This is a genomic window from Clostridium liquoris, assembly GCF_002995785.1.
Taxonomy (GTDB): Bacteria; Bacillota; Clostridia; order Clostridiales; family Clostridiaceae; genus Clostridium_AO; species Clostridium_AO liquoris.
Genome location: NZ_PVXO01000032.1, coordinates 50,599 through 74,530, shown reverse-complemented (window position 1 = coordinate 74,530; position 23,932 = coordinate 50,599). Strand labels below are relative to the sequence as shown.

The window sequence follows — 23,932 nt, the reverse complement described above, 5'->3', positions numbered from 1 at the left end:
AAAGCACTCTATTTTAAGAATTCCATTGCTACCCCGCATAAAGCTTTTATTCCAACAGGTATAGCTCTTTCATCACATATAAAATTCGGATTATGAATCACACAACAATTTTCATTTATATCTGATTTACAGCCTAACCACATAAAAGTACATGGTACATGTTTATTAAAGAATGAAAAATCCTCAGCTCCTGTGGCCGGTTTGTCTGGAATAATAATATTTTCATTCCCAATAGTTTGTTTTAATCCTTCCATTACTAAGGATGTTAGCTTTTCATCATTATAAGTGAGAGGATAACCGTTTACATATTGGAATTCATAATCACAGCCTAAAGCATAACAAACATTCTTGATAATCCCTTCTATTCTTATCGGCATAATTTCTGCCACATGAGGATCAAAAGTTCTTACAGTACCTTCAATATTTACCTCATCTGCTATTACATTATACCTATATCCGCCTTTTATTATACCAAGAGTAACCACAGCACTATCCATTGGGCTTATATTTCTACTAACTATGGTCTGTAATGCCGTAATTACATGTCCTGCTGCTACAATAGCATCCGCTCCTAGCTGAGGTGCTGAACCATGAGCACTTTTACCTTTAATCTTTATAAATATCCTATCTGATTGAGCCATCATAGGTCCTGGTTTTAATCCTATCTTACCTAAAGGTAAATCCCATACATGGAGTGCTACTGCTCCATCTACTTTAGGATTTGTTAATACTCCATCTTCAATCATATAATTTGCCCCGCCAGTAGGACTACATTCCTCTGCTGGTTGGAATACAAACTTAATATTTCCATTTATATATTCCTTCATTTGTGATAATACCCTAGCTGTGCCTAGCAGAATAGAAGTATGCATATCATGGCCGCAAGCATGCATAACTCCTTTATTTTGAGATTTGAAAGGTAAATCTGTAAGTTCATCCATAGGAAGTGCATCCATATCCCCTCTTAACAATAGGGTTTTCCCTGGATTTTTTCCTTCTAGCAGCGCCACAACTCCAGTTTTTCCCACGCCTGTTTCTATTTTTAAGCCTAAATTTTGAAGATTATCATAGACCACTTTAGCAGTTCTATGCTCATTCATTCCTAACTCTGGATGAGCATGTATATCTCTTCTTACACTAATTATTAAATCTAATTCCTTATTTATTAACTCTTCAATTTTTTCATTAAACATATTAATCCCCCCTATAATTTGCCAACTGGACATTTGCCCAATCGGCTTTATAACATTTTATCTTATTGGTGCACCAGGTCCTAGTGGTAAACCTATGCCAAACCAAATCATGGCAAATACAATCCAAGTTGCCAGCATTATTAAAGTATAAGGTATCATTAAGGATAGAATAGTTCCCACTCCCGCATCTTCATCATATTCATTTGCCAATCCTATAATTATAGGGAAATATGGGAATAGCGGAGAAATAATATTTGTAGTAGAATCTCCTATTCTATAAAGCATTTGAGTTAATGCTGGATTATATCCTAGCATAGCAAACATAGGAACAAAAATAGGAGCAAGTAGTGACCATTTTGCAGAACCACTGCCTATAAATAGATTTATAAATGCAACCAATAATATAAATAATATGAATAATGGTATTCCTGTGAGATTAGCTGATTTTAAAGCATTGGCTCCATTTACAGCTATAACATAGCCTAAATTGCTCCAATTAAAATATGCTATAAACTGTCCAATTACAAATACCAGCACTATATATGATGCCATATCTTTTATTGCAAGGGTCATATACTTAGGGACATCTGCAGCCTTTTGTATCTTTCCAACTTCTTTACCGTAAATACAGGAAACAATTATAAACAATATTAATAAAAGAGGAATTATTGAATTTAAGAATGGTGATGGTATTAAAGAATGGGTTTTAGGATTTCTTAAAAAACTGTTTTTAGGAATTAATATTCCTACTATTATAGCTGTATATATAAGTGCGCCAATTCCAGCTTTTTTAAGTCCTCTTTTTTCTTCCGGAGTAATCTCATCATTTGTAATTTCTTTTTTACCATGATAAGTGCCTAATCTTGGCTCTATTATTTTTTCAGTTATAAGAGTACCTACAATAGCTAAAATAAAGGTTGATGCTGCCATAAAGTACCAATTGCAAACCGGAGTTACCGAAGCATTCTTATCAACAATATGAATTGCTTCTGTAGTAATACCAGCAAGTAATGCATCAGTTCCTGCAATAAATAGATTTGCACTAAATCCTGCTGTAGTTGAAGCGTATCCTATGGCTATACCTGCTAATGGATGTCTTCCCATAGATGCAAATATGGCTGCGGCAATGGCTGGAACTATAACTATAGCCGCATCGGAAGCTATATTACCACAAATACCAATAAGCATTACAGCAAAGGTAACTACTTTAGGAGAGGCTCCAAGTATTGTATCCTTCATAAGAGCAGATATAAACCCTACATGTTCAGCAAGTCCTATACCAAGTGTCATAGTAAGAACTAACCCTAAGGGAGCAAACCCTGTAAAGTTTTTAATCATGCTCTCTAGCATATATCTAATTCCTTCTGCTGATAATAAACTTTTTACTGCTACTATTTTACCATCTACAGGATTCTTTACACTAACACCAGCTAAAGCACATATTAGAGATGCAGCCCATACTATAACTATTAACCATAAGAACAATATAAATGGGTGAGGAATTTTATTTCCAACTCTTTCTACCCAGCCTAGAAATCCACCAGTTTTTTTCTTATCGCTAATATTTTTTTCAGTATTCATTTTTAACCCCCCAATGCAAAAATAAATTTATTTATAAGGCTCAAGATACAATATAAAATTTCCCTTATATTTCCCCCCTTCCATTTATCTTTATAGCAGAAAATGCGTATACCTTTACAGCAATTTTTAAAACTCTCTCATCAAAATCAAAAGAACTATTATGATGATCTGCTGTTCTCTTTGTTCCAAACATAAGGTAAACTGCTTTTCCTCCATTTTCTTGAACCCTATTCATCATATAAGTGGCATCCTCCGAACCAGTAAGTTTAGCATGTTCTACTATTTCATGAATTTCATCTATTCTCTTAGCTTGTTCTGCAACTAGCTTTGAAAGTTCCTCATCACTTTTACCCTTTTGTGCCTTTCCCACTATTTTCACATTGTAGTCTAAATCATACATAATGGCAGCACCCTTTATAATGTCCATAGCCCTGTCGGTTACATATTGATTTAAATTATTACTTTCTCCTCTGGTTTCTAATTTCATATCTGCATATTCAGGCACTACATTTCTTCCTGTACCTGCATTTAAAACTCCTACGTTTATTCTAACTGCCCCTTCTTCATGCTGGCATAAAGTGTGAAGATTCAAAACTGCCGTAGCAGCCCCTAGTAATGCATTTTTCCCATTTTGAGGCGATGCTCCAGCATGAGAACTTTTTCCTTTGAAACTTACATCAAATTTTGTTGTGGACAAAAATCCATCAGTATTGCATACTATTTGCCCCAATTTATTTGATGCAAAACCTATATGTCCAGTTAAAAAGTAATTTACATTATCAAGAAGTCCGCTATTTACCATAGCGTAAGCTCCTCTTACTCCCTCCTCTGCTGGTTGGAAAATAAAAATAATTTTACCAATTAACTGTTTTTCAATATTCTTTAATACCTTAGCTAATATCAATCCAATAGCAGCATGACCATCATGGCCACAGGAATGCATTGCTCCATTATTCACTGAAAGGAACCCTTCCTTTGCGGGTCTATGATCTAATGAACAATTCTCAATACCATCATTAGCATCAATATCAAATCTAAAAGCAGTTGTTGGCCCTGGCACTTTGGTATCCAATATACCTACTACCCCAGTAAATCCTCCATGCATCTTATCAATGTACTTTTCAACTCCACCTTGATTTAAAGCTCTTTCTATATGTCTTTCCAATTCTTCTTTAGAAGGTAGCCCCATCATGGACTTTTTATCCAATATTTCTTCACCTAATCTTATTTCTAAGCCTAAGTTTTCTAGATAATTGGCTATTTTAGATGCTGTTCTAAATTCAGTCCAACCGGATTCTGGGTATTTATGAAAATCTCTGCGAAGAGACACCATCTCACTTTCTAGCTTATCAATAAATTTGCTTATATTTTCATAGTCAGCTTCCATGTTAAAACCTCCTTTTATACTCGAGTACCTATTAATGTACTCTTAATCTATAGAATTCTTCAATAAATTTTAAATTCCTTCTTTATTTTAAGCAATTATCCAAAATATTTTAAAAATTCATTCCATATTAATTAATTATATATGCACAAAAAAGAGGTAATATTCATATCACCTCTTTTTACATATTAAACGTTTACTTAATTAAGTTTATGAAATAAATCTTGCTAATATTCTATAATTCCTTATTTTCTTCATCCTGTTCATCAATTTTATTTTCTAACCTTTTAAGCACTATATTATATCCATCACTACCATAGTTTAAGCATCTATTTACTCTGCTTATTGTAGCTGTGCTTGCTCCTGTTGTGCTTGATATATCTTGATAAGTTCTCTTTTCATTTAGCATTTTTGCTACTTTCATTCTCTGTTCCAAAGCCTGTATTTCATTTATAGTACAAATATCATCAAAAAATCTATAGCACTCTTCCTTGGTCTCTAAAGTCAACACAGCCTCACATAAAAAATCCATTTCTTTGCTTTGTACTTTAGACCTATAGTCACTCATATGATTCAGCTCCTCACTAAAAAATAATAATAAATAATTCTTAATTTAAATTCTAACATTATTATTACTATTAATCCATATAGAAACTACAATTCTTTGTAAGTTTTTAAACTTTTTCAAAAAAGTAAAACAACCCATTGGGGCATGGGTTGTTCAATAAATAAAAGGGGGCTATTCATTCTTTTATTTATTCTTGCATTATTATTATATAAAAAATGTATTAAAACTTCAAGGGCTATTTGCAAATTAAATTGTAAAGTTTTTATTAATGTGCTTGAAATAATTCATATTTTATTCATACCTTATTCATATTGTCTTTCCAATTGTTACATTGTGCATCTTTTAATTTATTTAATTCTTCTTCTGTTAACTCTCTATATTCTCCTTCTTCCAATGCCTCATCTAAATCTATATCACCGAACTTAACTCTTTTAAGGTATACCACCTTTTTGTCCAAAGCTTCAAACATTCTTTTAACTTGATGAAATTTTCCTTCTTGTATAGTTACATAAACTTTTGATCCATTTCCATCAGCTTCAATTATTTGAAGTTTTCCTGGCATACACTTATAATCATCATCTAATACAATTCCGCTTTCAAAGGCCTTAATATCTCTTTCATTTACAACTTTATCTATTTCTGCATAATATATTTTATCTACATGCCATTTAGGGGATATAAGTTTATGATTTAGCTCTCCATCATTTGTTATTAATAGTAATCCAACAGTATCCTTATCCAATCTTCCTACTGGGAATGGATTAAACACTTGATATTCTGGATCTAATAAATCTATAACTGTTTCATCATAATTATCAAAGGTTGCAGATACAACTCCCTCAGGTTTATTCATGATTAAATATATGTATTTTCTGTATTTTATTTCTTCTCCATGGACCTTTATTTGATTTTTTTCTGGATCAATATTCATTCCGGAATCCTTAACCAATGCTCCATTTACTTCCACCGCACCACTTTTAACTAACGCCTTTACTTCTTTCCTTGTTCCATATCCTAAATTAGCTAAAACTTTGTCTAATCTCTCCACAGATTATTACCTCCATAATACATTAATATTTTTATTATAATGATAATATATCATTTATATACCACCAAAAGCTACTTAAAAAAATAAACAGCCTTCCGACTGTTTATTTACCATAATTTTTCATTACCTTTTTTACATAATTTTTAGTTTCGTAGGGCAGTTTTCCTATATCTGAAGTATTCTTAACACCTCTATTTTGTAAAGTCCCTGGCCCCGCATTGTAAGCAGCTAAGGCTAATTCTTTTGAATTACCATACATATCTAATAATCCTTTTAAATATTTTGTTCCCCCATTTATATTTTCTTCCATATCAAAGGGATTATTAACTCCCATTTCTTTAGCTGTACTTGGCATAAGCTGCATAAGTCCCATAGCACCAGCTTCTGAAACACAGTTAGGTTGAAAAGAGGATTCCTGTTTTATTACTGATATAATCAAATCCTTATCTACGCCAAATTTTCTAGATACATTTTCCACTATTTCATCTAACTTAGGATTATTACTTTTTACATTTGATGAGGTACTTCTTACATCAGACACTAATTTTGTTCCTCCGCCATAACCTAAATCTTTTAAATCTATGCTACCTAAATTTATTCCATTTAAACCACCATTTTTATCTGCCATAGCATTAGTTACGCTTTCCAAAACTAAATCAAAGGAAGGAGAATCCTCTATTGTATTCTTTAATACCTGCCGCAATAATTGCATTTGAAGAAATCCTTCTATTCTTTTGTTATCATCTATTTTCATATAATTTCACCACCAAGTTTAAAAATACTTTATTATATTATCGTAATTAAATATTTCAACTTTATATATTTATTCTACAAAGAACTGAAAAATATCATAGTCTTCATAAGCACACTTTTTATAATTACTTTTACATAAGGCTAATATTTTATATTTACTCTTTGAAAATGGAATAAAGCTATAATAATTTTTCTTGCTATAATTTTGCACCTTTATCCATTCATTCTTTTCCATTAAATAGAATTCATAAATATTATCTTTTCCTCCGCTATTTTCCACAGAAAATATCACAGGTTCATTATCACATATTTTGTTTTTATTACATTTTATTTTTGTATTCGTTACAGGTAATGCCTCATTAACTATTATTCTAATATCCTTTTTGCTATCAAAAAGTTCATTACTTTTATTATTTTTTGCATATATCTGAAGTATATATTCACCACTACATTTAGGGGTGAACATATATTTTTTATTAAATGCATAATCGCTTTCCTCAGCTTTATGCCCATTTATTCTTAAAACATATTTTACTAGAATATCCTTTGTATTTTTAGTTATAACTTGTACTGGAATATTATCACCACAAAGGAAATATTCCTTTAGTGGATATAATACATAATCGATGATAGCAGGAAAATATTCCCCTGCTTCAATATATACTACAGCATGGCTATCCAATTCCCTTGTTGAAAATTTATCCCTTACTCTTATCTCTAACTGATATTTGCCAGCCTTTTCTGGTGTAAACCTTATCCAATTAGCAGTGCCATAGTCTACCATTGTTCCTTTTTCTTCATCATTTCTTTTTATAATAAAACTATATCTTAAATCCATGCCACCAGAAGCTTTTACTTTTATAGTAAGAGTATCATTTACTAAAATCTTATCTCCCTTATCCAGTATTATATCATCAATATTTACAGGTTCCTTACTTTTATCATCTATAACATAATATAATTCTTTTTTTGCTTCATAATTACCTTCAAAGGAGCTGTCCTTTACCCATAGTGTAATTTTATATTCACCAGGCATCTTTGTAATCCATTGGTAACTATCATTTTTTATATAACCTGAATCATCTCCATGATTTCCATCTATTATATATCTATATAATAGATCTTTACCACCATATACCACTGCCTTAAGAAAGATTTCTGTTTCACAAATTTGTGGAGATATTTTATCAGTTGTAAAATTTTTTATCTCTATTTCTTTGTATTTTTTTACATTAAAACTAATTATAGCTCTATCATCATATTCCTTTTGCGAATACATATCTCTTACACAACATAAAATTCTATATTCCCCACTTTCATTTTCAATATAATTTACAATTCTCTTAGTAGAATAATCTTGTATGCAAAAAAAATTTCCATGAGAATCTATTTTTATAAATTTATAAAGCATGGTTCTATTATCTTCACTGCTGACATCCACCTGAAAAACTAGTTCAGAACCACATAATAATTCTGTAGATAAACATTTAAAATCTTTTATTTCTATACCCTTTAGCGGTAAAACATTAAATTCTACTTTATTAAAATCATCATAATTATTTTCCGAATAAATATCTTTACATTCTACTAGTACTTCATTTTTACCTGGTTTCTTTGTAGTTAAGCTTATGTTATTATCTGACGAGTAATCTTTTATCATATTCCAATTATATTCTTCCCTAAGCCAGTATCTATACATAATAGGAACCTTATTAGGATTTACTGTTATATTAAGTTTTTCACCAATTTTTAGTTCCTTCTTATCTATCTCAATAGAAGATATTAACTTTTCCTCTATTTTTCCTATTATAAAATCTGCTCTAGATATATAATCAAATATCTTATCACTATTTAACTTCTTAGCTTGTACCATTATTGTATATTTGCCATCTTCCTCTGGAAACCATTTAATACTGCTATTCTCTTGAAAATCCTGCAAAGTACTCCATAATCCATTACACCCTATAAAAAATTTATATAATAAACTTTCCTCAAAAATACTTTCAGCCTTTATTATTATTTCTTTTTTCTTCTCCTGAGGACTATTTAAATTAAAATTAATGTTAATCTCATTCATATAACTCATCTCCCGTTTATCTCATAACTAGTATTTCTAAAACTCTTTTTAAACTTAGTTACACTTTATGATGCCCCTATAATATATTATACTATGATTCCATATTTTGTAATAGGTCTTTATTTACTTTTCAACCAATATCTAATATTATTATGTTAGTTACCTTTAAGGAGGAATAAGCTAATGAATATATATGATCTTGTTGTAACAAGCTTTAATAAAATAAATTTTATAGTTGATGATATTTTAAATTTTAAAATTCAAAATATTATTATAAAAAATGGAGATAGTATATTAAAAATTGATGGTTATGAAGTCATAAAAAATAAATTTCAACTTACTTTAAGCTCATCAATAAATATAAAAGAAGAATCCTTTGTTATATATGAAAACTTAAAAATTAAAGCTAGTTATTACAGCTTATTTTCAACAAAGGAATTTAATAATAGATATTATTGTTCTTCAGAACTTGGTTACAATTATACAAAGGATCATACCAGTTTTAAAATATGGTGCCCTATTGCGGTGAACCTACATGTTTTAATATATAAAGAAAGTGAATCATTTACTGGAGAAAAACCTGAAAAAATAAATATGAAGGAACACCCAAATGGATTATGGTATTGTGATGTACTTGGCAATCTAGATGGATATTACTATACTTATGAAGTAGATATATACAATGACATCTATGAAGCTGTAGATCCTTATACTGTAGCTGTGGGTATTAATGGCTTTAGGGGGGCCATTATAGATTTAAATAAGACTAATCCTTATGATTGGTATAATGACAGCTCACCTAGGCCTAGATATTTTACAGATGCAGTAATATATGAAGTAAACGTAAGAGATATATCTAGCCACCCTGATAGCGGTATTAAAAATAAAGGTAAGTTTACAGGTATTATTGAAGAAAATACCTATTCAAGCCATAATATTAGTACTGGATTAGCTCATATTCAAGAACTTGGAGTAACCCATATTCAACTCATGCCAATATTCGATTTTTCCCATAGGAGTGTAGATGAAAAAAATCCCATAGATTACAATTGGGGATATGACCCTAAAAATTATAATGTTCCTGAAGGCAGTTATTCTACAGATGCCTTCAATCCCTATTGCAGAATATATGAATTAAAAAAAACAATTATGGAACTACATAAAAAAGGTTTTTGTGTAAACATGGATGTGGTTTATAACCATTTATGGGATGGAATTGATAATAACTTTCAGAAAATATTTCCCGGGTATTATTTTAGATACAACAAGGATGGTTCTATGTCCAATGGCAGTGGATGTAATAATGATACTGCCTCAGAAAATTTAATGATGAAAAAATTTATAATAGATTCCATAAAGTTTTGGGTAAAAGAGTACCATATTGATGGTTTTAGATTTGATTTAATGGGATTACATGATATAGAAACTATGAATTCTATAAGAAAAGAATTAGATACTATTGATCCCTCCATAATGCTTTACGGTGAAGGTTGGAACCTAAAAACAAATTTAAGGGATGATGAAAAAGCTTGCAAAGAAAATTCATCTAAGATGCCTAATATAGGCCATTTTAACGATATGATTAGAGATACTATAAAGGGAAGTATATTTATCCCTAAAGATACAGGCTATGCTACAGGTAAAGATCACATGGAATGCTTATTAAAAATATGTATTACTGCATCTCTAAAGTTTACCGATGGCGATAATGGAATTTTTTCTAATCCCTGTGAAACAATTAATTATGTTTCTTGTCATGATAACCATACCCTATGGGATAAAATAAACCTTAGTTGTGAAAATGAAAGCTTAGAAGATAAAAAATATATGCATAAGCTATGCAATGGAATTATATTAACCAGTCAAGGTATTCCTTTTTTACATTCTGGTGTGGAATTTTGCAGAACAAAATCTATGATAGAAAATAGTTTTAAATCTTCTGATAGTATCAATTGTATAGATTGGCATAGAAAAGCTTTATTCCTAGATGTATGTAAGTATTATAAAGATCTAATAAACTTAAGAAAAGAACATGCAGGCTTTAGAATGAATAAAAAAGAAGATATAAAAAATCATCTTATATTTCTAAATAATGTACCAAAAAATATAGTGGCTTTTATTTTGAAAGATCATGCAAATGGAGACCCCTGGAAAAGTATCCTTATAATATATAATCCTAATAAAAATGCTGGAATATTAAATATACCTTATAATTCTTGGAACCTTATAGGCACCCGAGATAAAATCAGCTTATCTCCATTAAAAATAATAGAAGGAGATAAAATTGAATTAGAACCTATTAGCATGACTATTTTGTATTCTAATGAGTGAACTCACCACCACTTTAGAAGTGGTGGTTTCTTGGGTAATACCTTTTAATGAAGATAAGTTTACCAAGCTAACAAGGCAGAACCAGCCTCTTTTATATTTAGTGCTGCATTATAATCTCTATCTATAATACAGCCACAATTTTCACATTTATATATTCTATCTGATAGCTGTAACTTTTCTTTCATAGCTCCACAATTACTGCACATTTTGGAAGATGGAAACCATTTATCTATTTTGATAAGTTGCTTTCCTTTATCTTCTAACTTATACTTTAGAAAATTTCTAAATGTTCCAAACCCATTGTCGGCTAATGATTTACCTAGCTTTAAGCATTGTCCTACTGCTCTTAAGTTTATATCTTCTACTATTATCGCATCGTATGCCTTTGCTAGATTATATGATTTTTTATGAAGCCAATCTTTTCTTTGTTCTGATATTTTGTTTTGTATTTTTGATATTTTCCTTTTTTGTTTAATCCAGTTATTAGATTTTAATACTTTTCTACTTAACTTTTGCTGCTCTTTTTTTAATTTTTCTTCAGTCTTTTTGTAATATTTAGGGTAGTTGGCTTTCCTGCCCTGGCTATCTACATAAAAATCATGCTGAGAATAATCTAATCCTAGAATTATTTTTGAAGGAGTTTGCTTTTCCGGAGTATAATATTCTACTATAAAGCTTATATAATATTGATTCCTACAATTCTTTGATAATGTAACACTTTTTATAATGCTGTTTTTAGGTAATTGTCTATGATTAACAAATCTAATAGGCTCTTTTAATTTAGGTATCTTAACATACTTTTCATCTACTATTGATACAGTGCCATTTTGATTATTGGTGGTGAAAGAATCCTGGTTTTTTCTTTTACTTTTGAAGTTTGGAATACCTTTTAAGTCCTTGAATGTTAATTCTTTGCCTAAAGTTTCAACTTGCTTCAATGCTTTTTTTGAGTATGTTTTACCATCAAATTCACTATTGTATTTTTTTATGGCATCCCTAAAATTAAGCTGTACATTTGCAAAAGCTAATGAATCTATTTCTTTCATATACTCATAATCTTTTTTTATTATTGCTGGTGTTGGCAAGTCTATAGCCTTGTAATCAATTTTTCCATTAATAAAATTTTTCTCATGAAGCTGTTTATATAGCATATCAACATATAAGTTATACATTTTTCTACTACAACCAAAAGCTTTCTCTAAGTATATCATTTGCTCTTTATTGGGTTTTAGCCTAAATCTATACCCCTTATTTTTCTTAATCACAGATTTTCACCTCATTTATTACTCTTCCCCTATACTTGTATCTAAATTCATTTGTTTACCATATTTATAGCCTTACTCCTTATTTAGGGTATATAATCTATGATAATTCATCGAGAAATTATTATTTTATGTATTGAACCTAAAATAATAAGAGGGCTATCCATCTCCCACATAAGAGGATGAAAGAATTCCGCCCATTATGTTAAAAAGTGCAATGCACTTTTTAAAATAATAAATAAAAATTAATAAAGAATAAATAATGAAACCTTACCCTCAGGGTAAGTTAATAAAATTTCAATTAAAAACTTTTCGCAATATCAATGAGAAAAATTCTCCATATCTATTATTTATTCTTTATTATTTAAAATTTAAACTTTCCCACAGTGTAGTGAAAAAATGTCTTCTTAACTGTCATCTATACTCTGTAATCTTTGCCCTATAATCTGTTATCTGTTTTCTCCCTGTGCTTTTTTATTAATAGCAACATGTTTTTATATAAACGTTCATCATCTTCAGAAGTTCTTTTTTTAGGATGATTAGAAGTTTTTCCTCCACCTCTCCTAACTTTTGCACTAATATGTCTCTCAAATAACAATCTATCTATATTTTCATCACTATAAATACGGCCCTTAGGGCTTATTGCATAAGCCTTTTTCCCAAGAACCATAGCTGCAACTCCATAATCTTGAGTTACCACTATATCTCCTGCTTTTGCTACATTTGCTATAGCCATATCTACACTTTGAAAACCGCTTTCTATATACTTTACCACGCTATAATCGCTGCGTAAAATATGATTCATATCACAATACATTATAACTTCAATTTCATATTTCATTGCTGCTTTTTCTATTAAATCTCTTCCCGGACATGCATCTGCATCTACTAATATTCTCACACTCTTCTCCCTTCTATAATCTTTTTTCTAAACTTTCTTTAAGTTCTTCGTAACCTGGTTTACCTAAAAGAGCAAACATATTCTTTTTATACCCCTCTACACCTGGCTGATTAAAAGGATTAACTCCTAAAAGATATCCACTTATGCCACAAGCCTTTTCGAAGAAATAAACCATATATCCAAAATAATAGGGAATTAACTCTGGAACATTTATAACTATGCCAGGAACTTCTCCATCATTGTGAGCCAATACTGTTCCCACAAAGGCCTGTTTATTCACAAAATCCATAGTATCACCAGCTAAAAAGTTTAACCCATCCACATTATCCTTATCTTCCTTAATGGTTATATTTTTCCTTGGATTTTCTACATTTATAAAAGTTTCAAATATTATTCTTAAACCATCCTGTATATATTGCCCCATGGAATGAAGATCTGTAGAAAAATCAACGGCTGCTGGGAATATTCCTTTTCTATTCTTTCCTTCACTTTCCCCATAAAGTTGTTTCCACCATTCTCCAAAATAATGTAAACAAGGCTCAAAATTAGCCATAATTTCTATGTTCTTACCCTTTCTATTTAAAGCATTTCTTGCCGCAGCATATTTATAGCAAGGATTTTTACTTAAATCTAATTCCATAAAGTCTTCCCTTGCCTCCTGAGCACCTTTCATCATCTCTTCAATATTGATTCCTGCTACCGCAATTGGCAAAAGTCCTACTGCTGTTAGAACAGAATATCGTCCACCTATATCATCAGGAATTACAAAGGTTTCATATCCCTCACTATGAGCTAGAGATTTTAATGCTCCTTTTTCTTTATCAGTGGTAGCAAATATTCTTTTTTTAGCTTCCTCTTTTCCATATTTCTTTTCAGCCAATTCTCTAAAAATTCTAAAAGCAATAGCTGGTTCTGTAGTAGTTCCGGATTTTGATATAACATTTATTGAAAAATCCTTTCCATCCACTAGCTCCAATAAATCTGCCATATAAGTTGAGCTAATATTATTCCCTACATAGAATATAGCCGGGTTTTTTCTTCTCTCTTTATTTAAATTATTATAAAAACTATGGCTTAACATTTCAATTGCAGCCCTAGCTCCTAAATATGAACCTCCTATACCAATGACAATTAAAATATCTGAATTAGCTTTAATTCTTTCTGATGCTTCTATTATTCTTCTAAATTCTTCTTTATCATAATTTACAGGTAAATCAACCCACCCTAAAAAATCATTTCCTGCTCCTGTGCCCTCATGAAGCATTTTATGAGCTTCTTTTATTAGAGGCTCTAAATTATATATCTCCTCTTCTTCCAAATAAGGTTTAGCATAGCTTAAATCCAAGTTTATTTTCTTCATATAAATTTCCTCCTAAAAAAGTCTTATATAGTATTATTGCTTAAAAACATTATAAATATAATCTTCCAATCAAAACATTACTATATAAATTTTATTATAATGAGATCTTTAAATCAAGGGAAATTTGTAATTTTTGTAAACTAGCATGATAAGAAAGTGCCTTAAATGCACTACAAATCTATGCACATCTAAGGCACTATTATTTATTATTTATTATTTATTATTTGAATTCTTATTCCCACTCGATTGTTGAAGGTGGTTTTGAAGTTATATCGTAAACTATTCTGTTTACTCCTTTAACTTCATTTACAATTCTTCTAGAAACTTTATCTAAAACCTCATAAGGTATTCTAGCCCACTCAGAAGTCATTGCATCTGAAGATGTTACTGCTCTTAAAGCTATAGTGTGACAATAAGTTCTTTCATCCCCCATAACCCCTACTGAACGTATATTAGGAAGGCATGCAAAATACTGCCATATGCTTTCATCAAGCTGTGCATTAGCTATTTCTTCTCTGAAAATAGCATCTGCTTCTCTAGTTATTTTTAATTTTTCTTCAGTTACTTCACCAAGTACTCTTATAGCAAGACCTGGTCCTGGAAATGGCTGCCTCCATACTAATTTATGAGGAATTCCAAGTTTTTCACCTACTGCTCTAACTTCATCCTTAAATAGTTCTCTTAAAGGCTCTATAAGCTGAAACTGAATATCTTCTGGGAGTCCTCCAACATTATGGTGACTCTTTATTGTAGCTGAAGCACCAGTACCGCTTTCTACTATATCAGGATAAATAGTTCCTTGAACTAAAAAATCTATTTCTCCTAATTTATTAGCTTCCTCTTCAAATACCCTTATAAATTCTTCACCTATAATTTTTCTCTTTCTTTCAGGATCAGATACACCTTTTAGTTTACCTAAAAATCTTTTCTGAGCATTAACCCTTATTAAATTCATATCAAACTGCTGTTTAAATACACTTTCTACCTGATCTCCTTCATCCTTTCTAAGTAGACCATGATCAACAAATATGCAAGTTAACTGTTTTCCAATAGCTTTGTGTGCAAGTACAGCTGCAACAGATGAATCCACCCCGCCTGAAAGTGCACAAATCACTTTCTTATCTCCAACTAATTCTTTTATTTTAGCTATTTTTTCTTCTGCAAAAGAAGTCATTGACCAATCTCCCTTTAATCCACACACCTTAAATAAAAAGTTTGATAACATTTTTCTGCCAAAAGGAGTGTGCTCAACTTCCGGGTGAAACTGTACTCCATATATTTTCTTTTCCTCGTTAGCCATAGCAGCTACTGGACACTGTGAAGTTGTTCCTACTATTTTAAACCCCTGTGGAGCTTCTGATACAAAATCTGTATGGCTCATCCAACATACTTCACTTTCTTCAATTTCATTAAATAAAGGACAACTATTATCCAATTTAACTTCAGTTTTTCCATACTCTCTAATTTCCGCACTTTGAACTTTTCCACCTAAAATATATGAAGTTAACTGCTGTCCATAACATATACCAAGTATAGGAACTCCTAAATTGAATATCTCTTTATCTACTTTTGGAGTATTATCTCCATAAACACTGTTAGGTCCACCTGTAAAAATTATCCCTTTAGGATTTTTTTCTTTTATTTTATCTATTGAATAACTATATGAAATTATTTCACAATAAACATTGTTTTCTCTAACACGTCTAGCTATAAGCTGATTATATTGACCGTTGCATAAACTTTATAAATGTCTATAAAAAACCTTATATAACTTTATAAATTTTACTTATGTTATTCATTACTAAATAACCTTTCCTATTCACAGAGTTCTATTTTGAATAATTGCTTATTCTACTTTAGTTTGGTGTAACTCTCCAAGGACTTAAATTCTCCCACAACGCAGGATACATATAGTATAACTTTTCAAAATCACCATTTATACTATTTTATACCCCTTCGAGTGCCTTGTAACTACCAAGATTTATTGAAGCATTTTTATCTCTATCCATTTCTAATCCACAAATATCACATACATATATTCTATCTTTAAGTTTTAAGTCTTTTTTAACATTTCCGCAACAAGAGCAGGTTTTACTGCTAGGATAAAATCTGTCTACCTGAACAAACTCTATCCCATTAAGCTCAACTTGGTTTTCGTCATGCTCAAACCCTAATGTTAGATACCAGTACTTGCCGTCAAAATGACATCTTGGATTATTATAATTAGGTAAAATAGGTATATCATAATTTGTTTTATATTTTACTTTACCTATTTTTTCAATATTGACTGCATTTTCTTTTTGGAAATAATCTTATTTTTACTGCCTTTATCATTATTTTTCACCTCACTTTCCATAATCTTATTATAACCATATAATAAAATTATAAGAGATGATTGATTATGATTTTAAGAGATTACATCTGTACTTTTTAAAAGAGTGTTATTTTTATAAAGTTATATAAAGTTTTCAAAGAACATTTATAAAGTTTATTATATTTACCATAGAACGCTACTCCTATGATGCCATTTCGCTTACGCGAGTGCCTCGACCTTTCGGATACGAGCGTAGACTATATCATTACCTTATTTAACTAAGAGCGAAAAGTGAAGAGTGAACAGTTATACTTTCAATTCTTAACTCTTACTTCTTACCTCTTACCTAATCGGTATCCTCCACTTCCACTACCAATAGCTTGTAGTGTACTTCCTTTACGGAATAGTCGTTGAACTTTACTCTATTCGAGTCTTAGCTGCTGATTATCCATTACTTTAGCACTTAGGATTTAACCATATGCCATCTTAACTATTTTTTCTACTTTCGCAACATTCACGTCTAGGCTTATTTCATCCTTACGTTGTAGTTAGTTAAGCTTTAGGAACTTCCAGCAGTTCAAAGGATTTTGGATGCATAATATGCATCGCTCCATACTCTTTACGAATATGGGAGGCTAAGTTATAAAAAACTTTTAAAGTTTTATAAACTTCATCAAGGTTTCTGTAACTGTTTAGTTACCTCCAAAGTCAACTACAAGAACTAATTCTTTTTCCATAATTACCTCCAAATTATTGATTAACGCTATAGTTTGGTGCTTCTTTAGTTATTGATATATCATGTGGATGACTTTCTCTAAGTCCTGCTGATGATTGTTCCACAAATCTAGATGTTTTATATAAATCTTCTAAAGTTTTGGCTCCTAAATACCCCATACCTGAACGTATTCCGCCAATTAACTGAAATATAGTATCAGAAACAGGTCCTTTATATGGTAATCTTCCTTCTACCCCTTCTGGAACTAGTTTTTTATTATCTTCCTGGAAATATCTATCCTTACTACCACAAGCCATAGCTGCTAATGAACCCATTCCTCTATATACTTTATAGCTTCTTCCCTGATATATTTCTGTTTCTCCTGGAGATTCTTCACAACCAGCAAACATAGAACCCATCATACAAACCTTGGCGCCAGCTGCTAAAGCCTTCACTATATCTCCCGAATATTTAAGTCCACCATCAGCTATAACAGGAACTCCATATTTATTAGCTTCTTCTACACAATCCATAATTGCAGTTAATTGAGGTACTCCTACTCCTGCTACAATTCTAGTAGTACAAATAGAACCTGGTCCTATACCTACCTTTATGCAATCAGCTCCTGCAAGTATTAAATCCCTAGTAGCTTCAGCTGTTGCAACATTTCCTGCAATAATTTGAAGATCAGGATATTTTTCTTTTATTGTTTTTACTCCATTTAATACTCCTTGGGAATGACCATGAGCTGTATCAATAGTTATTACATCTACATTAGCATCTACTAAAGCCTTTACCCTTTCTAACATATCTTTTGTTACGCCTACAGCCGCACCACATAAAAGTCTTCCTTTTTCGTCCTTAGCCCTATTAGGGAATTTTCTTACTTTTTCTATATCCTTTATAGTAATAAGTCCTCTTAGGTTATAATCTTTATCTACTAATGGAAGCTTTTCAATCTTATGCTTCATTAATATTTGTTTAGCTCCATCTATAGTAGTATTCTCCGGAGCAGTTATTAAATTTTCCTTTGTCATAACTTCTGAAATCTTTTTAGAATAATTTGTTTCAAATATTATATCTCTATTAGTTATTATGCCAACCAGTTTTCCATCAATGGTTATTGGGATTCCTGAAATTCTATATCTGCCCATTAGATCTAAAGCATCCTGTATAGTATTTTCTGGTGATAAAAAGAAAGGGTCTGTAATTACTCCATTTTCTTGCCTTTTTACTCTATCAACCTCAGCTGCCTGCTGTTCTATAGTCATATTTTTATGTATTATGCCAATGCCGCCTTCTCTTGCTATAGCAATAGCCATTTTTGATTCAGTAACAGTATCCATACCTGCACTCATTAAAGGTATACTTAATTTTATCTTTTTAGTTAAATTTGTAGCCAAAATAGCATCTTTAGGTAGTATTTCAGATTTATTAGGGATAAGTAAAACGTCATCAAAGGTATAGCCCTTTTTTAATATAATTGCCATTGTATACACTCCTTTATTATAATTTACACTGCATTTATATTTACCTATACACAAAAAAACATGCTGATTTTTCTTATAACCATAAGTGAAATTAGCATGCCCATACGACAAACCTAAATCACTCATAGTCGGGAATTTACGGATCCCGGTAGATACTCCCTGCCATATTCAGGGGATATATGAGTAGAATATGCACTTTAAAACAACTTGTTTACATTATTCTATTTGTAATTTTGAAATTTGTCAATTATTATTTATAATTTTTTAACTTTTTATATCAAATTTAAATACCATAATAATAATTTATCTCCAAATGCTAAGGCAAATAAAGTTCCCAATGCTATGAATGGTCCAAAGGGTATGTAATCCTTTCTGGTTTTCTTTTTACCCCAAATAAGCACTAAAGAAATTAAAGCTCCTATTATAAATGATGCTATAAGCATAACAATGGAAAGTTTTAATCCAAGAAATAAACCAGATATAAAGCATATCTCTACATCGCCCCATCCCATGCCTCCAGTTAACAATATTATTAATGCTATAATTCCAGCAGGGATTATAGCACCAGAAATATAATACATATACTCCTTTAAAATGTAATTTTCTAAAACTCCTTGAGCAATTAAAAATATCAATCCAAAAACAATACCTGTTAATGTAGTACTAAGATATATATTCATCGTTTCCATATCGATAAGACTAATAACAATTAGCAAAGAAAATAATGTTGCATATTTTAAATAGTCTAATGAAATGCCATATTTAATTGCAAGTAATAGGAATACTACTCCTGTAAAAAACTCAATTAATACATACTTAATAGATATTTTTTCTTTACAATATCTGCATCTTCCCTTTAAAAATATATAACTTATTATGGGGATTAAATCTATCCATTTTAATCTGTTGTTACACTTTGGGCAATGAGAAGGAGGGTATACTATGCTCTCACCTTTAGGTATTCTATATATACATACATTTAAAAAGCTGCCTATTATGCTTCCTATAATAAAAGAAAAAATATAATAAATTAATAAATAATCCATCATATTATCTACTCCTTTTTTACTTTCAAACATGTCTGCTATGGAATAAAATACATATCACCTTAACATTCTACAAATGAATAGTATCCATTTCCACCTTGGCTTTTAGCTTTATACATTGCCCTATCTGCTTGTAGTACTAGTTCATCCATATCATTACTATCATTAGATAATATGCTAATACCAATACTTAATGATATTTTTATTTCATCACTACCACATAATAAAACTTTATTACTATTTGTAATCCTTGAGGCTACAATTTCACAATCATGATAATTTTTTACAAATGGTAATAATATTAAAAATTCATCTCCACCAAATCTAGCAACTATATCACCTTTTCTAGTAGATTTTTTTAATATTTTAGCTACATGAACAAGAACGTCATCGCCTTTTATATGTCCATATGTATCATTTATACATTTAAATTTATCAACATCTATAAACATTAGTCCTAAAAGACTACCGCTTCTTTTAGAATTTATACAAAATTTATCCGCAATTTTATAGAATAAAACTCTATTTGCTACACCTGTTAGCCCATCATAGTAAGCTAATTTATTAATAGTTCTTTCTTTTTCCTTTAATTCTTTATTTAAAATATATAATTCATTAACATATTTTTTTAACTGATCAATACGCAAGAATAGATTTGTCACATCTATAAATTCCATAAGTACAAATTTTAAATTATCTTTCTCTATTCTACTTACCTTTAAATTCAAATTTTTATTATTATTTAGTAAATCTTTATGCATAGCTGCTGAAAAAAACATCTTTCTTCCATCATTTAATGCGCAATTTATTGTCTCTTTAAAATAACCTTTATTTAAACCTGGAATAACCTCATATATACAACTATTTATCGCTTGTTTCCCATTAATATGAGTCAAACATTCCATATGACTATTCCAAAGTAAAATTTCCGAATCTTCATCTAATATTACTATTCCTTCATCTATGTTATCCAATATACTATATAAAATTCTATTCACAGAAGTCATCTTCTATCATTCCTGCTTTGTTTAATAATCCACTTAATGAATTTAAAGTGAGATTAATTATTATAGCTCCCTCTATTTCCGAATCATCTATTTTAAAGGTTATATATAGCATTATAATATAAGCGTACTCTTCGCTTTTTATGTTTTTTTCAAAATCTATTTTGTTGAACATTTTTACTTCTGGTAAAGTATAACTTAATTTTATTTTTAGGTAATTTCCTATTTCTCCAATAATTGAGTTTAATATTATATTCCCAATTTCCTTTATAATATCGAAATCTATATCCGTAAAGTTCATGTCACATAATTGATTCTCATCATTTTCATTTAAACATAGGTTTATAAATGTTCTCATTTTATCGGCTGGGAATATTAAACTTGCCTTTCCTTTCATTTCATCTTCAAAGGCTATGGAGGATACCATTATGGTTCCTTGCACCACTGATGAAAGATAACTATCTAAAGCCATTGTTTTTTCATTTAAATCCAAAATTTTTAAGTTTGGTACATTTAATAATATTTTTCTATTAATTATTTCGGATAGCATACTTGCTGATTTACCTACACTTATGTTAAATAATTCTTTTAATATATCTTCTCTTTCTATTCTATCCTTCATCTTTATCATTCCTTATCATTTCACATATGTATTTTGCTTTCTCTTCAGTAATAGGCTTATTTATAAATGCCATTACACCATATGAATTTACTTCTTCCTTTATACTCTTTTGAACATCCGCAGAAACCACAATTAATTTTGCATTAGGATCATATTCATTTATTAGTTTTATTAATTGTTCACCATTTAACTTTGGCATCAATAAATCTACAAATGTATAATCAGGTTTAATTTCTTTGTATTTTTCTAATCCTTCTTCTCCATCCTTTGCAAAATAGGTGTTTACATCATCTAGGTTTTTTGCAATTAAATTTCCTAGTATCCTTTGAGAAAAAGTGGAATCATCGATAATTAAAATATCCATTTTAACACATGCCTCCTACACTCAATATGGATTAATTTATTCCTATAAAATTAAAGCCCTATATTCATAAAAACTATGAATATAGGGTAGGTTGCATCACTAACTCCGTACATATAAGATGCCCAGGTTAAATATGTACTTCACAGTTCCCCATATACTTTTAAATTATTCAAATTTACAATAGTTAAATATTATCATTTTATAAAAATTGTTTCAATAGTTATTTATCCTAATTTTTATGTTTATCATAATATTTTTTCCATAATCATTCTTTATCTTTAATTTAGTAGACAATTTAGATATTATATTATATATTAAAAATATTATCACAAGGAGGAATATTTTATGATAACCTTTGAAAGAAAATACAATAGAATGTTTTTAAGAGATGTGCGAGATACCATTGAAACCTATAAAATGATAAAATCAGAAGATAGAGTTGCAGTAGGCTTATCCGGTGGAAAGGATAGTGTATTTTTATTATTCGTATTAAAATTAATTCAATTAACAGCTATAAAAGACTTTACTATAACAGGGATTACTATAGATATGGATTTAGGTATGGATTTTTCCCCTTTAAAAAACTTCTGTGATGAAAATGAAATACCATTAATAATAGAAAAAACCAACATAGCCCATGTGGTATTTAACGAAAGAAAGGAAAAAAATCCTTGCTCACTATGCTCAAAATTAAGAAAGGGTGCTTTAATAAGGGTAGCTAAGGCTAATGATCTTAATAAATTGGCCTTAGGCCATAATAGTGATGATGTAATAGAAACCTTATTTATGAATGTTTTAAAAGTAGGAAAACTAGGTACCTTTCATCCTAATATTTACTATAGGGATAAGGATATAAATATTATAAGACCTTTAGTTAAGATAAGAGAGGATTTCATCCAAAAATTTGTACAAGATAATAATTTTCCAATAATTAAAAATCTATGTCCTGAGGATAAGAAAACCACAAGAGAAGAAATGAAAAATTTACTTATCAAATTAGAAAAATTATATCCAGATGCTCAAAAAAAGATATTAACATCATTAACAAATGTAGATTTAAAAAATATGTGGTAAAAATATTATATTTTTTTACCAACTCCAGAAACAAAAAAGGCTGTATTTTAAGAGATTGTTCATATTCCATAACAGCCTTAACCCATTAATGGAAAGCTTTTATAATTACTTGATGCTTTAATCCAAAATCTTTCCTTTTATTATTAACCTATGAGTAGGGTTATCTACCATAGGATGACATGTTACCAGCGTTATTCCCTTTATATTTTTATTATTATTTAATACCCATGTTTCTTCTGGTTTAACAAACAGTTTTTCTACTACAGTATATTTATATATCTTTTCCCCTTTATCCACCTCTATTATATCTCCAATTTCAACTTCCTCAAGCCTATTGAAGTTTCTTCCATAAGTACGGCTTCTATGCCCTGCTATAGCATAATTCCCAAACTCTCCAGCATTTCCTGTATGTTCTATGCTTGCAACAGATATTTTAAGGTTTTCTTCTATAGCTCCACTCAATATTGGCAGATTCAAATTAATTTTTTCGATTTTCAGCATACCCTTTATATTTTTTTTCGTGTACCCTTCTGTTAGCTTTTTTTCATTTTTCCTATTCTTCTCTTCCTCATCTCCAGAGTCCTTATCACTCTCCAAACTACCTGGTAAAATGCTGCCAACTCCATTGTCCATAATTTCTTCACTACTCCCCAAGCTTTGCTGCCACTCCTTTACAATTTTTTTCTGTTGATAATTATTATAAACTTCTGACACTTTAGGGTATACCAGTAAAACTAACCCTATAATTATAGTTAAGGTTGAAATAACTCTTCTTTTCACTTTATCTTTCCTGCCCTTATTCCATTATTAAACATTATAATCCAGTTGGAAAAGGCAGAGACTTC

The 23,932-nt window shown here is 30.2% G+C and carries 18 protein-coding genes, 2 pseudogenes and 2 riboswitches; of the genes and pseudogenes, 2 read left to right on the top strand and 18 right to left on the bottom strand.

The window, feature by feature from the left end; translation table 11 throughout:
- Positions 1 to 8: 8 nt before the first annotated feature.
- From CLLI_RS05600 to CLLI_RS05570, 7 genes are all read right to left on the bottom strand, one after another.
- Positions 9 to 1,193: a M20 family metallopeptidase gene (locus CLLI_RS05600; RefSeq protein WP_242975535.1), complete on the bottom strand. Its 1,185-nt coding sequence runs from the start codon at positions 1,191 to 1,193 to the stop codon at positions 9 to 11.
- A 57-nt stretch (positions 1,194 to 1,250) separates the two neighbouring features.
- Positions 1,251 to 2,774, bottom strand: a complete 1,524-nt coding sequence (locus CLLI_RS05595; protein ID WP_106063249.1) for an AbgT family transporter — start codon at positions 2,772 to 2,774, stop codon at positions 1,251 to 1,253.
- Between the two features lie 64 nt (positions 2,775 to 2,838).
- Positions 2,839 to 4,161, bottom strand: a complete 1,323-nt coding sequence (locus CLLI_RS05590; RefSeq protein ID WP_106063248.1) for a M20 family metallo-hydrolase — start codon at positions 4,159 to 4,161, stop codon at positions 2,839 to 2,841.
- A 232-nt stretch (positions 4,162 to 4,393) separates the two neighbouring features.
- The gene (locus CLLI_RS05585; protein WP_106063247.1) at positions 4,394 to 4,726 is read right to left on the bottom strand and encodes a YerC/YecD family TrpR-related protein; all 333 of its coding nucleotides are present in this window, start codon (positions 4,724 to 4,726) and stop codon (positions 4,394 to 4,396) included.
- A gap of 295 nt (positions 4,727 to 5,021) precedes the next feature.
- The gene (locus CLLI_RS05580) at positions 5,022 to 5,774 is read right to left on the bottom strand and encodes a pseudouridine synthase (RefSeq protein ID WP_106063246.1); all 753 of its coding nucleotides are present in this window, start codon (positions 5,772 to 5,774) and stop codon (positions 5,022 to 5,024) included.
- Positions 5,775 to 5,877: 103 nt separating this feature from the next.
- Positions 5,878 to 6,528: a lytic transglycosylase domain-containing protein gene (locus tag CLLI_RS05575; RefSeq protein WP_106063245.1), complete on the bottom strand. Its 651-nt coding sequence runs from the start codon at positions 6,526 to 6,528 to the stop codon at positions 5,878 to 5,880.
- A gap of 69 nt (positions 6,529 to 6,597) precedes the next feature.
- Positions 6,598 to 8,604, bottom strand: coding sequence for a triple tyrosine motif-containing protein (locus CLLI_RS05570; protein ID WP_106063244.1), 2,007 nt, complete (start codon positions 8,602 to 8,604; stop codon positions 6,598 to 6,600).
- Between the two features lie 183 nt (positions 8,605 to 8,787).
- On the opposite strand from CLLI_RS05570, the gene pulA reads away from it, so the two are divergent.
- Positions 8,788 to 10,935 (top strand): type I pullulanase, encoded by a 2,148-nt coding sequence (gene pulA, locus CLLI_RS05565; protein ID WP_106063243.1) that lies wholly within the window; start codon positions 8,788 to 8,790, stop codon positions 10,933 to 10,935.
- A gap of 59 nt (positions 10,936 to 10,994) precedes the next feature.
- On the opposite strand, the gene CLLI_RS05560 is transcribed toward pulA, so the two are convergent.
- From CLLI_RS05560 to CLLI_RS05515, 10 genes and pseudogenes are all read right to left on the bottom strand, one after another.
- Positions 10,995 to 12,200 (bottom strand): RNA-guided endonuclease InsQ/TnpB family protein, encoded by a 1,206-nt coding sequence (locus CLLI_RS05560; RefSeq protein ID WP_106063242.1) that lies wholly within the window; start codon positions 12,198 to 12,200, stop codon positions 10,995 to 10,997.
- A 436-nt stretch (positions 12,201 to 12,636) separates the two neighbouring features.
- Positions 12,637 to 13,098 (bottom strand): YaiI/YqxD family protein, encoded by a 462-nt coding sequence (locus tag CLLI_RS05555; RefSeq protein WP_106063241.1) that lies wholly within the window; start codon positions 13,096 to 13,098, stop codon positions 12,637 to 12,639.
- 13 nt (positions 13,099 to 13,111) lie between these two features.
- Positions 13,112 to 14,458, bottom strand: a complete 1,347-nt coding sequence (locus tag CLLI_RS05550) for a glucose-6-phosphate isomerase (RefSeq protein ID WP_106063240.1) — start codon at positions 14,456 to 14,458, stop codon at positions 13,112 to 13,114.
- Between the two features lie 232 nt (positions 14,459 to 14,690).
- A pseudogene (gene guaA, locus CLLI_RS05545) lies at positions 14,691 to 16,187 on the bottom strand (glutamine-hydrolyzing GMP synthase); the annotation flags it as partial.
- A 217-nt stretch (positions 16,188 to 16,404) separates the two neighbouring features.
- Positions 16,405 to 16,599: pseudogene (locus CLLI_RS05540) on the bottom strand (zinc ribbon domain-containing protein); the annotation flags it as partial.
- 923 nt (positions 16,600 to 17,522) lie between these two features.
- Positions 17,523 to 18,977 carry an IMP dehydrogenase gene (gene guaB / locus CLLI_RS05535; protein ID WP_106063238.1) on the bottom strand — a complete coding sequence of 485 codons (1,455 nt, stop codon included), beginning with the start codon at positions 18,975 to 18,977 and terminating at the stop codon, positions 17,523 to 17,525.
- Positions 18,978 to 19,082: 105 nt separating this feature from the next.
- Positions 19,083 to 19,180, bottom strand: a riboswitch (purine riboswitch).
- A 69-nt stretch (positions 19,181 to 19,249) separates the two neighbouring features.
- Positions 19,250 to 20,026: a prepilin peptidase gene (locus CLLI_RS05530; protein ID WP_207655081.1), complete on the bottom strand. Its 777-nt coding sequence runs from the start codon at positions 20,024 to 20,026 to the stop codon at positions 19,250 to 19,252.
- 59 nt (positions 20,027 to 20,085) lie between these two features.
- Positions 20,086 to 21,021, bottom strand: coding sequence for a sensor domain-containing diguanylate cyclase (locus CLLI_RS05525; RefSeq protein WP_106063295.1), 936 nt, complete (start codon positions 21,019 to 21,021; stop codon positions 20,086 to 20,088).
- The gene (locus CLLI_RS05520) at positions 21,014 to 21,649 is read right to left on the bottom strand and encodes a chemotaxis protein CheC (protein ID WP_106063237.1); all 636 of its coding nucleotides are present in this window, start codon (positions 21,647 to 21,649) and stop codon (positions 21,014 to 21,016) included. Before CLLI_RS05520 ends, CLLI_RS05525 begins: the two co-directional genes overlap by 8 nt.
- Positions 21,639 to 22,013, bottom strand: coding sequence for a response regulator (locus tag CLLI_RS05515; RefSeq protein ID WP_106063236.1), 375 nt, complete (start codon positions 22,011 to 22,013; stop codon positions 21,639 to 21,641). Before CLLI_RS05515 ends, CLLI_RS05520 begins: the two co-directional genes overlap by 11 nt.
- Before the next feature lie 76 nt (positions 22,014 to 22,089).
- Positions 22,090 to 22,172, bottom strand: a riboswitch (cyclic di-GMP riboswitch).
- A gap of 186 nt (positions 22,173 to 22,358) precedes the next feature.
- On the opposite strand from CLLI_RS05515, the gene CLLI_RS05510 reads away from it, so the two are divergent.
- The gene (locus tag CLLI_RS05510; protein ID WP_106063235.1) at positions 22,359 to 23,087 is read left to right on the top strand and encodes a tRNA lysidine(34) synthetase; all 729 of its coding nucleotides are present in this window, start codon (positions 22,359 to 22,361) and stop codon (positions 23,085 to 23,087) included.
- Between the two features lie 117 nt (positions 23,088 to 23,204).
- Here CLLI_RS05510 and CLLI_RS05505 read toward each other — a convergent pair whose 3' ends face one another.
- Complete coding sequence (locus CLLI_RS05505; protein ID WP_106063234.1) at positions 23,205 to 23,867, bottom strand: class D sortase; 663 nt, start codon at positions 23,865 to 23,867, stop codon at positions 23,205 to 23,207.
- Positions 23,868 to 23,932 lie beyond the last annotated feature (65 nt).